Consider the following 12,471-nt stretch of genomic DNA (forward strand, 5'->3'; position numbering starts at 1 on the left):
AGGTGAAGGATCAACCATTGGGCTCACCCGCGGTCGAACGCCCGCGCGACCTCGAGGAGGCGGTCGTTGGCCTCGACCTCACCGATGGAGACCCGGCAGCCCTCGCCGGCGAAGGGCCGCACCACGATGCCGGCCTCGTCGCAGGCGGCCGCGAACGCGGCGGTGCGCTCCCCGAGGGCGAACCAGACGAAGTTGCCCTGCGCGTCGGGCACGTCCCACCCCGCGGCCCGCAGGCCCGACTCGACCCGGTCGCGCTCCGTGACCAGCGCGTCCACCCGCTCCATCAGCGCCTCGCTCGCCTCCAGCGAGGCCAGCGCGGCGGCCTGGGCGACCGAGGAGACGCCGAAGGGCAGCGAGACCGCGCGCAGCGCGCCGGCGACCTCGGCGTGCGCGACGGCGTACCCGACGCGGAAGCCGGCGAGCCCGTAGGCCTTGGAGAAGGTGCGGAAGAGCACCACGTTGGGGTGCGCGCGGTAGGTGGCGAGGCCGTCGACGGCGTCGTCCATCCGCACGAACTCCAGGTAGGCCTCGTCGACGACGGCCACCACGTGCGCGGGCACCCGGGCCAGGAACGCGTCGAGCTCGGCCTGGGTGACCGCCGGCCCGGTGGGGTTGTTGGGGGTGCAGACCATCACCACGCGGGTGCGCTCGGTGATCGAGTCGGCCATCGCGTCGAGGTCGTGGTGGCCGTCGGCGCGCAGCGGCACCTGCACCGACCGGGCGCCCGCGGCCGTGACCGCGATCGGGTAGGCCTCGAAGGAGCGCCAGGCGTAGACGACCTCGTCGCCCGGCTCGCAGAAGGCCTGCAGCAGCTGGTAGATCAGCGCCACCGAGCCGGTCGCCGCCGCCAGGTCCTCGACGGGCACCCCGAGCCGCTGCGCCAGGGCCTCGTAGAGCGCCCGGCTGCCCATGTCGGGGTAGCGGTTCATCGACTCCACCGCCCGGGTGGCGGCCTCCACCACGCCGGGCAGCGGCGGGTAGGGGTTCTCGTTGCTGGAGAGCTTGTACGTCGCCAGGCCGGGCCGCGGGGTGGGCGGCTTGCCGGGGACGTAGGCCGGGATGTCGCCGATGTGCGAGCGCGGCCGGGGCGTCGAGGGGGTGCTCATGGGCGCCACCCTAGTCAGCGCCCACCCCGCGGGTGGCGGGCCCGCCACGGGCGCAGCACCACCACCAGCACCAGCCCGACGGCCACCCCCAGCGCCGCCCCGGTCACGTTGTCGACGACGTCCGTGACGTCGCAGGCCCGGTCGATGCGGGCCAGCTCGAGCTGGGTCCACTCGATGCCCACCGAGTACGCCGCGAGCGCGGCCAGCCCCAGCGGCACCGTGACCCACCCCGAGCGCCAGCGCGCAGCCACCACGACCAGCAGGGCGCCCGACGGCACGAAGACGAGCACGTTGAGCAGCCGCTGGCCACCGGAGAGGATCCAGAACCCGTCGGGGGCCGGGCCACCGAGGTCGAAGGAGCACACCCCGAGCCGCTCGTCGGCGTACACGACACCGGGGTCGGCCTGGGCCGGGAGCAGCGTGAGCAGCCCGATCACCACCAGCGACCAGAGCAGGCCGGCGAAGGCCCAGGCCCACACGACACCGGTGCGCCGCTGCAGCAGCAGCGCGAGACCGGCGAGCAGCAGGCCCGAGGCAGCGGTGCCCGCCAGCATGACCTCCACCCCACCGACCGGCACCACGCCCGAAGCCTACGGAAACGGCCGCTCCCGCCCGACCCGGCACCCGGGTTCCTGACACACTCGGACACGTGCGCTTCGTGACCTGGCTCCTGACCAACGCCATCGCCCTCGCGGCGGCCGCCTGGCTGCTCGACGGCATCCGCTTCACCCCCCGCGACGCCGAGCTGGCCGACAAGGCCCTGGCGCTGCTGGTGGTCGCGGCGATCCTCGGCACCGTCACCGCGGTGCTCAAGCCGGTCCTCAAGCTGCTCGCGCTGCCGCTGATCATCCTGACCCTGGGGCTGTTCCTGCTGGTCATCAATGCCGCGATGCTGCTGCTCACCGACGAGATCGCCGCGCTGCTCGACATCGGCTTCAAGGTCACCGGCTTCTGGCCCGCCGTGGGCGGGGCGATCGTGATCACCGTCGTGACCTGGGCCGTCGACAACGTGATCGGCTCCGAGCGGTGAGCCCCGCGCCGGCCGCGCTGCCCCCGCCGCGCCAGCCCGGGCGCTACGCCGTCGCCCTGGTCTGCCTGGGCAACATCTGCCGCTCGCCGATGGCCGACGTGGTGCTGACCCGCCGCGTCGACGAGGCCGGGCTCACCCCGGTGGTCTCGGTCGCCAGCGCCGGCACCGCCGGGTGGCACACCGGCAAGCCGATGGACAGCAGGGCCGCCGCCACGCTGCTGGCCGCCGGCCACGACCCCAGCGCCCACCGGGCGCGCCAGGTCGACCCGGGCTGGCTGGAGCAGCACGACCTGGTGCTGGCGATGGACGAGCAGAACCTCGCCGACCTCGGCGGCCCCGCCGAGCGCCGTCGGCTCTACCGCGAACTCGACCCCGTCGGCACCGGTGGCGAGGTGCCCGACCCCTACTACGGTGGGGACCAGGGATTCGAGGAGGTGCTGGCGATGGTCGAGCGCACGAGCGCCGCGATCGTCTCCGCTCTGCAGCAGGAGCCGGCCCTGCAGCACCACCCGGACACGCAGCGGTCGACGGGGCCCGCGTGACCCGCCAGCCCGCGCTCGCCCGCCGCGCCGAGGAGCTGCTCGGCTCCGCGGTGGTGGCCACCGCCCCGGTCGCCGGCGGCGACGTGGCCCGCGCGACCAAGCTGCGCCTCTCCGACGGCACCACGGCGCTGATGAAGACGCTGTCGCAGGCGCCGGCCGGCTTCTTCGAGGCGGAGGCCCGGGGGCTGGGGTGGCTGGCCGAGGCCGAGGGCGGCGTGCAGGTGCCGGCGCTGCTGGCCAGCGCACCGGACTGCGTGATCCTGCGCTGGATCGAGCCCGGCCGGGTCACTGCCGACGCCGCCGCCGACCTCGGGCGCGCCCTGGCCCGCACCCACGCGGCCGGCGCACCGTCGTACGGCGCGCAGCGCGACGGCTTCATCGCCCGCCTGCCGCTGCCCCAGCGCCCCACCGACACCTGGGCGGAGTTCTACGCGGTGCGCCGGGTCCTGCCCTACCTCAAGCTGGCCCGCGACCGGGGCGCCGTCACCGACAGCCACGTCGCCACCGTCGAGCGCCTCGTGGGCCGCCTGACCGCGCTGCTGCCCGAGGAGCCGCCCGCCCGGCTGCACGGCGACCTGTGGAACGGCAACGTGCTCTGGGGCACCGACACCACCAGCGGCGCCGCGCCCGGGGCCCCCGCCTCGCCCTGGGTCGTCGACCCGGCGGCGTACGGCGGGCACCGCGAGGTTGACCTGGCGATGCTGGCGCTCTTCGGGCTCCCGCACCTGCCGGTGGTGCTCGCGGCCTACCAGGAGACCCACCCGCTCGCCGAGGGCTGGGAGGACCGGGTCGCGCTGCACCAGGTCTTCCCGCTGCTGGTGCACGCCTGCCTGATGGGTGGCGGGTACGGCGCCCGCGCCGCCGACGTGGCCTCGCGCTACCTCTGAGCCCGGCGGCGGTAGACCGCCCGCACCGTGGTCGTGCCCGCGTCCGCGACGACCACGTGGCTGCGCTCGCCGCCGTCGGACCAGCGCTGGAAGCGCCACACCCGGCCCCGGTGGCGCTGCTTGCGCGGCGCGCTCACGCTGACCCGGGACCCCTCGATGAAGGTGCCGGTCCACCCCGCTCCGCGCGTACGGTGCGTCTCGCCGGCCACCGTCACCCGCAGCCCGCGCGGGCGGCTGCGCACCCGCAGCCGGGCGGTGCTCGGGTCCAGGCGCACCGACTCGGTGCTGGTCAGCCCCCGCGCGTCGGTGGCGCGGTACTGCACCAGCAGGTGGGAGGGGTGCTCGTGGTCGGGGGCGACGAGGTCGGGGTCGGTGCCGGAGCCCACGACCTCGTGGGAGTGGCAGACGTCGTGGGGGCAGTGCCGCACGGCCACCGACCAGGAGACGTCGACCTCGGAGCCGTCCGGGTCGGTGGCGGTGGCGCCGAGGGCGATGGTGTCGCCGACCGCCCAGCCCCGGCCGGCGCCGGGGTCGTCGACCTGGATCTCGGGCGGCCCCAGGTCGCCGGGGTGCAGCCGCAGCGTGGCCACGTCGGACGTCGCCGCGTCGCTGACCCGCACGTGCACCAGCGCGTCGCGGTCCTCCTCGAAGACCGCCTCGGCGCGCGGGCCGCCGGCGTCGTCGAACTCCCCGTCGTCGTCGAGGTCCCACGCGAAGGTGAGCTCGTCGCCGTCGGGGTCGCTCGAGCCGCGGGCGTCGAGGGCGACCGTGAGCGGCAGGGCGCCCCAGGTGCGGTCGGCCTCGACCTCGGCCCGCGGCATCCGGTTGCCGCGGGCGAAGTGGAGGCGGCGCAGCGAGCCGCCGCGCTCCTCGAAGTTGCCGACCTCGTCGACGCCGAGGCTGAGGTAGTAGAGGTCGCCCTCGGGGCCGGTGAGCAGGTCGACCGGGCTCGCGGCGCCCTCGAGGAACGGCTGCACCCGGCCGGGGTCGGGCAGGCCGTCCGCGCCGGCCTTCATCACCCAGATGCACTGGCGGGAGAAGTCGGAGAAGAACAGGGCGCCGTCGTAGCGGTCGGGGTAGCCCTCGCCGGTGGGGATCTGGACCCCCGAGATCGACGAGGAGCCGGTCGGGCAGCTCTCCCCGGCGACGGTCTCGGTGCGCGGGTAGGCGAAGTAGGGGGCGTCGGCCGAGCGCTCCTGGTAGAGCGACTCGCACAGCGGCAGGTCGACGGAGTCGAAGCCGGGGTTGCGCCCGGGGCCCTCGTAGCAGGGCCAGCCGAAGTTCTCGGCCCGCCCGCCGGTGCGGAACCGGTCGATCTCCTCGAAGCCGCCCTGTCCGACGTCGCCGACCCAGACCTCGGGCTCCCCGGCGCCCGCAGCGGGACGGAAGCCGAAGCGGAAGGGGTTGCGCATCCCGTAGGCCACGATCCGCTCCGCGTTGGCGTCGCCGTCCCCGGCGAACGGGTTGCCCGGGGCGCCCAGGCCGGTGTCGGGATCGATCCGGATCACGCTGCCCGACAGCCCGACCGCGTCCCCGCGGGTGCGGATGTCCTGCGAGCGCAGCGAGCCGCCCTCGCGGTCGGGGTCGCCGCACGGGTTGCCCTCCTCGCCCCAGAAGGGCGCCTCGACCTGGCCGTGGTCGACCTGCGAGTAGTGCGCGCCCTCGCCGGCGCTGGCGTAGAGGTAGCCGTCGGGTCCGAAGCGCAGCGACCCGGTCGCGTGGCTGGGGTACTGCATGCACCAGTCCTCGACCAGCACCTCCTCCTCGCCGCTCATCCGCCAGGAGCCGCCGACGTCCTGCGCGGTGAGCCGGCTCAGCCGCCCGCTGGCCACACAGCCGCTCTGCTCCGCGCCCGGTCCGCCGTCGGCGGGGTCGGGGCACTCGTCGTAGTAGGAGCCCGGCGTCCCCCAGCGCGGCGCCGGCTCGGGGTCGCCGAGCACGTGGTCGTAGGCGTAGAGCACGTAGACGTAGGGCCGGCGCGGGAAGCCGGGGTCGACGGCGATGCCGAGCATGCCGCGGTCGAAGAGGTTGTGGACCTCGGCGTTGAGGTCCGCGAAGAGCTGCGGCGCCTCGCCGGGACCGGCCACGACCTTGACCACCCCGCTCTTCTCGGCCACGAAGATCTCGCCGTCGGGCGCGAACGCGGCGCCCGTGGGGATGTAGAGGTCGTCGACGACGACGCGCTCCTCGAAACGTCCCGGCATCCGGGGCGCACCGGTGGTGGGCTGCGCCCGCTCCTGGCCGGCCACCGCCACCGGGGTCGTCATCAGGGTCGTCACCGGGGTCGTCACCGAAGCCGGCTGGTCGTTCGGTCCCGTGCCCAGCAGCAGCGGCAGCACCAGTGCGCCCGCCGCGAGTCCCTGCAGCCTCATGCCAACCCCCCATGGTCGTCCCGGCCACGGTAGGTCCCCACGGGCCCCGTTGTCCGCTGTTCACGCTCGCGACTCTCAGGGCCCGACTCTCAGGACGCCTTCAGGGGTTCCTGGCAGAGTTGGGGCCGTGACCGCCCCCGACGCCTCCTCGACCAGCCGCTCCACGGTGCTCGTCGTCGACGACGACAAGGCGGTGCGCGAGTCGCTGCGCCGCTCGCTGGAGTTCAACGGGTACGCCGTCGCGCTGGCCACCGACGGCGCGGAGGCGCTGGCGGGGATCGCCGCGGCGCGCCCCGACGTCGTGGTGATGGACGTGATGATGCCGCGCCTCGACGGGCTCGAGACCACGCGCGCGCTGCGCGCGGCCGGCAACGACGTGCCGATCCTGGTGCTCACCGCCCGCGACGCCGTGGGCGACCGCGTCGACGGGCTCGACGCCGGCGCCGACGACTACCTGACCAAGCCCTTCGCGCTGCAGGAGCTGCTCGCGCGGCTGCGCGCCCTGCTGCGCCGCACCGTGCCGGTCTCGGCGGAGGCCGAGGAGACGCTCGTCTTCGCCGACCTCAGCATGAACACCGCGACCCGCGAGGTGCGCCGCGGCGACCGGCAGATGGAGCTGACCCGCACCGAGTTCGCGCTGCTCGAGATGTTCCTGCGGCGCCCGCGCCGGGTGCTGGAGCGCTCGTTCATCCTCGAGGAGGTGTGGGGCTACGACTTCCCCACCACCGCCAACTCCCTCGAGGTCTACGTCGGCTACCTGCGCCGCAAGACCGAGGCGGCGGGCGAGAGCCGGCTGCTGCACACCGTGCGCGGCGTGGGCTACGTGCTGAAGGAGTCATGACGCCGGCGCCCGGGCGGTCCCGGCGCCTCGGCTTCCGGCGCTCGCTGGCCGGCCGGGTCACCCTGCTGACCACCATGGCCGTGGGGCTGACCGTCGCCCTCGTGGCCGCCGGCACCTACCTGACCATGCGGATGCAGCTGCAGGACAGCCTCGACGAGTCGCTGCTCGACCGGGCCCGCGCCGCCGCCAGCGCCGACGCCCTGCAGCAGCTGACGGTCGCCAACGACATCCCGTCGTGGGCGCTGGGAGCCGGCGACATCCGCATCGCCTTCCTGACCGCGGAGCCGGAGCCCGAGGTCGTCTCGGCCGACCGCAGCCCCGACGCCGCGCGGATCGCGCTCGGCGACCCCGAGACGCTGGTGGCGCTGCGGGGGCGCGGCTCGAGCCTGCGCACCGTCGAGGCGGGCGGCGAGCGGTTCCGGGTCGTGGCGGTGCCGGCGCAGAGCACCGGCCAGGCGCTGGTGATCGCCCAGTCGCTCGAGGCGCAGGAGAAGGTGCTGGCCAAGGTGGGCGTCGTGACGCTCCTGCTCGGCCTCGCCGGGGTGGTGCTCGCGGGGTTCGCCGGGTGGGGCGTGGCGCGCAACGGGCTCAAGCCCGTGCGCCGCCTGACCGGGGCCGTCGAGACCATCGCGCGCACCGAGCAGCTCACCCCGATCCCCGTCGAGGGCGACGACGAGATCGCCCGGCTCTCGACCTCCTTCAACCAGATGCTCGCCGCGCTCGAGGCCTCCCGCGACCGCCAGCGCCGGCTGGTCGCCGACGCCGGCCACGAGCTGCGCACCCCCCTCACCTCCCTGCGCACCAACATCGACCTGCTCAGCCAGGCCACCGCCGCCGACGACGACCCGCACGCGCTGCACCTGCCGCCCGAGGCCCGCCAGGAGCTGATGGACGACGTGCGCGCGCAGACCGAGGAGCTGACCACCCTCATCGGCGACCTCGTCGAGCTGGCGCGCGACGAGCCGCTCGCCCACGTCGTGGAGACCATCGACCTCGCCGAGCTGGTCGAGCACGCGGTCTCGCGGGTGCGCCGCCGCGCCCCCGGGGTCCGCTTCGAGGTGCACACCGACGCCTGGGAGGTCGTCGGCGAGTCCGGCACCCTCGAGCGCGCGGTCACCAACCTGCTCGACAACGCCGCCAAGTGGAGCCCCGCCGGCGGCACGGTGCGGGTGCACCTGGCCGACGGCGAGCTCAGCGTCGACGACGAGGGCCCCGGCATCGCCGAGCACGACCGGCCCCACGTGTTCGAGCGGTTCTACCGCGCCGAGGAGTCCCGCTCGATGCCCGGCTCCGGGCTCGGCCTAGCGATCGTGGCCCAGGCCGCCGAGCGGCACTCGGGCTCGGTGCGCGCCGAGGCGTCGGCGTACGGCGGGGCGCGGCTGGTGCTGCGGCTGCCCGGACGGCCGCCGGCACCGCGCGACCTCTAGGGTCGGCGCGTGGACCTCTCCTTCTTCACCCGCGACGGCGACGTGCTCGTGCCGACCGAGATGGCGCTGAGCAGCTGGTCGGGCGACCAGCTGCACGGGGTGGCCGTCAGCGGCGCGCTGGGCCGGGCCGCCGAGCAGGCCGTCGAGGCCATCGGGCGCGCCGAGCTGGTGCCGGTGCGGCTGACCGTCGACCTGTTCCGCGCCACCCGGATGCGGCCCTGCCGCCTCGAGACCACCGTCGTGCGCGAGGGACCGCGGCTGTGCCTCGTCGACGTGCACCTGCTCCAGGACGGCGACGACACCGAGGACGGGCCGGTCGCGACCGCGCGCGCCTCGGTGCTGTTCCTGCGCACCGGCGAGGCGCCGACCGGCGAGGTGTGGATGCCGCAGGACGCCCCGCAGCCGCCCCCGGTCGAGGTGGCCCCGGTCTCCGACCAGCCGCACGTGCCCTACCTGCGCAGCGACGCCGACTGGTCACAGAACTTCCGCGAGCACCAGAACGCCGGCCGCAAGACGACCTGGAACACCCCGCCCGCGATCGTCTCGGGCGAGCCGCTGACCGGCTTCCAGGCCGCTGCCGCGATGGCCGACGGCACCAGCCTGACCAGCAACTGGGGCAGCCGGGGCGTCGAGCACATCAACGCCGACATCACCCTGACCCTGGCCCGGCGGCCGGTCGGGGTCACCGTGGGCCTGCACGCCACCGACCGCGTCGAGCACGACGGCATCGCGGTGGGCACCGCGACCCTCTTCGACCGCGAGGGCCGCCTGGGCACGACCGTGGTCACCGCGATGAGCAACACCAAGCGCTCGGTCGACCTCGGCTCCGACGACCGGGCCCGCGGCGACGACGTCTGAGGCGGTGCCTGAGGTGGGTCCGAGGGGGCCCGCTCAGGCCTCGTTGGTGTTCGGGTCGCGCCACTCCCGCTCGAAGGGCAGGCGCCAGGCCCGCGGGGCGATGAGCTGGTGGATGGCGTTGGGGCCCCACGAGCCGGGCGGGTAGCTGCGCACCGGCGGCGGGTCCTCGAGCAGCGGCGCCGACTTGGCCCACAGCTCCTCGATGCCGTCGGCGGTGGTGAAGAGCGTGTGGTCGCCGCGCATCGCGTCGTGGATCAGCCGCTCGTAGGCCTCGAGCACCAGGCCCGAGGACGGGGTGTCGTGGGTGGCGAACTGCATCGAGAGCTTGTCGAGCTTCATGCCCGGGCCCGGGCGCTTGCCGTAGAACGACAGCGACATCCGCGACTGGTCGGCCAGGTCGAAGGTCAGGTGGTCGGGTCCGTGCCTGCCCACCCCCGAGCCGGCCGGGAACATCGTCAGCGGCGGCTCCTTGAAGGCGATGGAGATGATCCGCGCGCTCTCGGCGAGCTTCTTGCCGGTGCGCAGGTAGAACGGGACGCCGGCCCAGCGCCAGTTGTCGATCTCGACGCGCAGCGCCGTGAAGGTCTCGGTGTCGGAGTCGTCGGCCACCTCGTCCTTGCCGCGGTAGCCGGCGTACTGCCCGCGCACCACGTGGTGCGGCTCGATCGGCTTCATCGAGCGGAAGACCTTGAGCTTCTCGTCGCCGATCGGGTCCTGGGTCAGCGACGTCGGCGGCTCCATCGCCATGAACGTCAGCACCTGCATCAGGTGGGTGACGACCATGTCGCGGTAGGCGCCGGTGGCCTCGTAGAACGACGTTCGGCCCTCGAGGCCCAGCGTCTCGGGCACGTCGATCTGCACGTGGTCGATGAAGTTGCGGTTCCAGATCGGCTCGAAGAGGCCGTTGGCGAAGCGGAAGGCCAGGATGTTCTGAGCGGCCTCCTTGCCCAGGAAGTGGTCGATGCGGAAGACCTGCGACTCGTCGAAGACCTCGTGCACACGGGCGTTGAGCGCCTTGGCCGACTCCAGGTCGGTGCCGAACGGCTTCTCCATCACCACCCGCGAGCGCTCGACCAGGCCGCACTCGTCGAGCTGCTTGAGCACGTCGAGGGCGGCGCTCGGCGGCACCGAGAGGTAGTGCAGGCGGCGCTTGTCGTGGATGTCGCCCGGCAGCAGCGTCTCGGCCCGGTAGACCTCGTCGCGCAGCGCCTCCGTACCCGCACCCTGCGAGACGTAGCTCAGCATCGCCGCGAAATCGTGCCAGGTGTCGGCGTCGAAGTCGTCCTTGGCGAACTCCTGGCAGGCCTTGCGCGCCAGGTCGACGAAGTCGTCGTCGGTCATGTCCTCCAGCGAGGTGCCCACGATCTTGGCGTCCCTGAGCAGGTCGGCCTGGAAGAGGTGCAGCAGCCCCGGCAGGAGCTTGCGCCTGGCCAGGTCCCCGGTGGCGCCGAACAGGACGACGACGTGCGGCTTCTCCATGGCCCCGAGGCTAACGGTCCCTTGTTACGCGTCGAAGACGGCCAGCAACCGGTCGGCCTTCAACCGGGCCTCGGCCCACTCGTCCTCGACCTCGGAGAGCACCGTGACGCCCCCGCCGGTGCCCAGGCGCCAGGTGCCGTCGCCGCGGGTGCTCAGCGCCCGGATGACCACCCCGAGGTCGGCGCGCCCGTCGGCGCTGAGCCACCCGAAGGCGCCGGCGTACGCGCCGCGGGGGCTCTCCTCGACCGCGTCGATGACCTCCATCGTGCGCAGCTTGGGCGCCCCGGTCATCGACCCCGCGGGGAAGAGGGCGCGCAGCGCACCGACCGTGGTCACCTCATCGCGCAGCCGCCCGCGCACCACGCTGACGAGCTGGTGGAGGCTGGCGTAGGTCTCGACCTCCATCAGCGTCGGCACCTGCACCGAGCCGGGCTCGCAGACCCCCGCCACGTCGTTGCGCAGCAGGTCGACGACCATCAGGTTCTCGGCGCGCTGCTTGGGGTCGCCGGCCAGCCGCTCGCGCAGCGCGGTGTCGCTCGCGGCGTCGGCCCCGCGCGGGGCGGTGCCCTTGATCGGCTTGGTCTCCAGCACCCGGTCGGCCCCCACCAGCGCGTAGCGCTCGGGGCTGCTGCTCAGCAGCCACCCGCGCGCGCCCGCCACGTCGTGCTGCAGGAAGCCGGCGTACGGCGCCGGGTTCAGCGCCCGCAGCCGCAGGTAGGCCGCGACCGGGTCGAGGCCCGAGACGACCTCCTCGCGCAGTGTCAGGTTGACCTCGTAGGTGTCGCCGGCGTGCAACCGCTCCTGGACCTCCGCGAACGCCGCCCGGTAGGCCGCGGACGCTGGTCGAGGAGGTGGCGCAGCCACCGTCTCGAGACCCCCCGGGCCCGCCGCCATGTCCGGGTGCTCGAAGAACCGCACGTGGCTCGGGCGCATCCACACCGCGTCGGGCACGTCGAGCGACGGGCGGGCCGGCAGGTCGGGACGGCAGGCGTAGCCCAGGTGGCCGAACCACTGGTCGGCCGGGCCGCCGGCGGCCAGCTCGGCCTCGAGCACCGCGAAGACGTCGTCACCGACCACCTCGGCGCGCCCGCCGCTGTGGCGGGTGACCTCGCGGCGCCCGGCGTCGTAGGTCAGCGACACGTCGTCGGGCTCGCACCAGCCCAGGATGGAGCGGCGCCCCGACCACTCCCGCGCCCCGCCGCCGTCGAGCCAGAAGCAGCGCTCGTGGGTCGCCGCCACCTGCTCGAAGACCGCCACCGGGTCGCTCGGGGGGCCGCTCACCGGGTGCCCCGCAGGAAGGAGGCGACCAGGGCGGCGCCGTGGCGCGACAGGACCGACTCGGGGTGGAACTGCACGCCCTCGAGCGGCAGGTCGCGGTGGCGCACCCCCATCACCACCGGCGGGTCCTCGGGGGTGGCGCCGGCGCAGGTGGAGCTCACCTCGAGGCACGCGGGCACCTCGAGCGCGGCCAGGGAGTGGTAGCGCACCACCTCGAAGCCCTGGGGCAGGCCGGTCAGGACGCCGCGCCCGTCGTGGGTCAGCGCCGAGACGGTGCCGTGGGCGGGGGGCACCCGGCCCACGCGGCCGCCGTACGTCGTGACCAGCCCCTGCATGCCCAGGCACACGCCGAGCACCGGCCGGGTGGCGCGGCGCAGCACCTCGACGCCGACGGCGAAGTCGCGCGGGTCGTCGGGGCGCCCAGGACCCGGCGAGAGCACGACGTGGCTGTGGCGCAGCACGTCGTCGGGGTCGCTCTCGTCATGTTGGACCACCCGCGGCAGCCGGCCGGTGACCTCGGCGACCAGGTGCACCAGGTTCTGGGTGTAGGAGTCGTGGTGGTCGACCACGACCACGTCGGGGGCGCTCACCAGCCCGCACCGACCATGAAATGCGACAAGCCCGGTGGATCTGGGGGGCAGTCTCCACCGG

Annotated in this window: 12 protein-coding genes; 6 read left to right on the plus strand and 6 right to left on the minus strand. The window is 74.5% G+C overall.

The window, feature by feature from the left end; all coding sequences use genetic code 11:
• Positions 1 to 23: 23 nt before the first annotated feature.
• Entirely contained in the window at positions 24 to 1,106 is a 1,083-nt protein-coding gene (gene hisC / locus H0S66_RS06610; RefSeq protein WP_179614682.1) for a histidinol-phosphate transaminase, read from the minus strand.
• 14 nt (positions 1,107 to 1,120) lie between these two features.
• Complete coding sequence (locus tag H0S66_RS06615) at positions 1,121 to 1,687, minus strand: VanZ family protein (RefSeq protein WP_179614683.1); 567 nt, start codon at positions 1,685 to 1,687, stop codon at positions 1,121 to 1,123.
• 68 nt (positions 1,688 to 1,755) lie between these two features.
• On the opposite strand from H0S66_RS06615, the gene H0S66_RS06620 reads away from it, so the two are divergent.
• Genes H0S66_RS06620 through H0S66_RS06630 form a run of 3 tightly spaced genes read left to right on the plus strand, consistent with a single transcriptional unit; the run spans position 1,756 to position 3,565 of the window.
• Entirely contained in the window at positions 1,756 to 2,136 is a 381-nt protein-coding gene (locus H0S66_RS06620; protein WP_179614684.1) for a phage holin family protein, read from the plus strand.
• On the plus strand, positions 2,133 to 2,678 hold the full coding sequence (locus H0S66_RS06625; protein WP_258017128.1) for a low molecular weight protein-tyrosine-phosphatase: 546 nt from the start codon (positions 2,133 to 2,135) through the stop codon (positions 2,676 to 2,678). The genes H0S66_RS06620 and H0S66_RS06625 overlap by 4 nt, the downstream gene beginning before the upstream one ends.
• Positions 2,675 to 3,565, plus strand: coding sequence for a fructosamine kinase family protein (locus tag H0S66_RS06630; protein WP_179614685.1), 891 nt, complete (start codon positions 2,675 to 2,677; stop codon positions 3,563 to 3,565). The genes H0S66_RS06625 and H0S66_RS06630 overlap by 4 nt, the downstream gene beginning before the upstream one ends.
• On the opposite strand, the gene H0S66_RS06635 is transcribed toward H0S66_RS06630, so the two are convergent.
• On the minus strand, positions 3,556 to 5,937 hold the full coding sequence (locus H0S66_RS06635) for a PQQ-dependent sugar dehydrogenase (protein ID WP_179614686.1): 2,382 nt from the start codon (positions 5,935 to 5,937) through the stop codon (positions 3,556 to 3,558). The genes H0S66_RS06630 and H0S66_RS06635 overlap by 10 nt on opposite strands.
• A 127-nt stretch (positions 5,938 to 6,064) precedes the next feature.
• Between H0S66_RS06635 and H0S66_RS06640 the strand changes: the two genes are divergently transcribed.
• The 3 genes from H0S66_RS06640 to H0S66_RS06650 are packed head-to-tail and all read left to right on the plus strand — an operon-like array spanning position 6,065 to position 9,063.
• Complete coding sequence (locus H0S66_RS06640) at positions 6,065 to 6,778, plus strand: response regulator transcription factor (RefSeq protein WP_276529361.1); 714 nt, start codon at positions 6,065 to 6,067, stop codon at positions 6,776 to 6,778.
• Positions 6,775 to 8,205 carry a HAMP domain-containing sensor histidine kinase gene (locus H0S66_RS06645; RefSeq protein ID WP_179614688.1) on the plus strand — a complete coding sequence of 477 codons (1,431 nt, stop codon included), beginning with the start codon at positions 6,775 to 6,777 and terminating at the stop codon, positions 8,203 to 8,205. The genes H0S66_RS06640 and H0S66_RS06645 overlap by 4 nt, the downstream gene beginning before the upstream one ends.
• Before the next feature lie 9 nt (positions 8,206 to 8,214).
• Positions 8,215 to 9,063, plus strand: a complete 849-nt coding sequence (locus H0S66_RS06650; RefSeq protein ID WP_258017129.1) for a thioesterase family protein — start codon at positions 8,215 to 8,217, stop codon at positions 9,061 to 9,063.
• A gap of 33 nt (positions 9,064 to 9,096) precedes the next feature.
• On the opposite strand, the gene zwf is transcribed toward H0S66_RS06650, so the two are convergent.
• Genes zwf through H0S66_RS06665 form a run of 3 tightly spaced genes read right to left on the minus strand, consistent with a single transcriptional unit; the run spans position 9,097 to position 12,410 of the window.
• Positions 9,097 to 10,542, minus strand: coding sequence for a glucose-6-phosphate dehydrogenase (gene zwf, locus H0S66_RS06655; protein ID WP_179614689.1), 1,446 nt, complete (start codon positions 10,540 to 10,542; stop codon positions 9,097 to 9,099).
• A gap of 24 nt (positions 10,543 to 10,566) precedes the next feature.
• On the minus strand, positions 10,567 to 11,823 hold the full coding sequence (locus H0S66_RS06660) for an anthranilate synthase component I family protein (RefSeq protein ID WP_179614690.1): 1,257 nt from the start codon (positions 11,821 to 11,823) through the stop codon (positions 10,567 to 10,569).
• Complete coding sequence (locus H0S66_RS06665; RefSeq protein ID WP_179614691.1) at positions 11,820 to 12,410, minus strand: anthranilate synthase component II; 591 nt, start codon at positions 12,408 to 12,410, stop codon at positions 11,820 to 11,822. The genes H0S66_RS06660 and H0S66_RS06665 overlap by 4 nt, the downstream gene beginning before the upstream one ends.
• Between the last annotated feature and the right edge of the window lie 61 nt (positions 12,411 to 12,471).

The sequence above is a fragment of the Nocardioides marinisabuli genome (assembly GCF_013466785.1).
GTDB lineage: Bacteria > Actinomycetota > Actinomycetes > Propionibacteriales > Nocardioidaceae > Nocardioides > Nocardioides marinisabuli.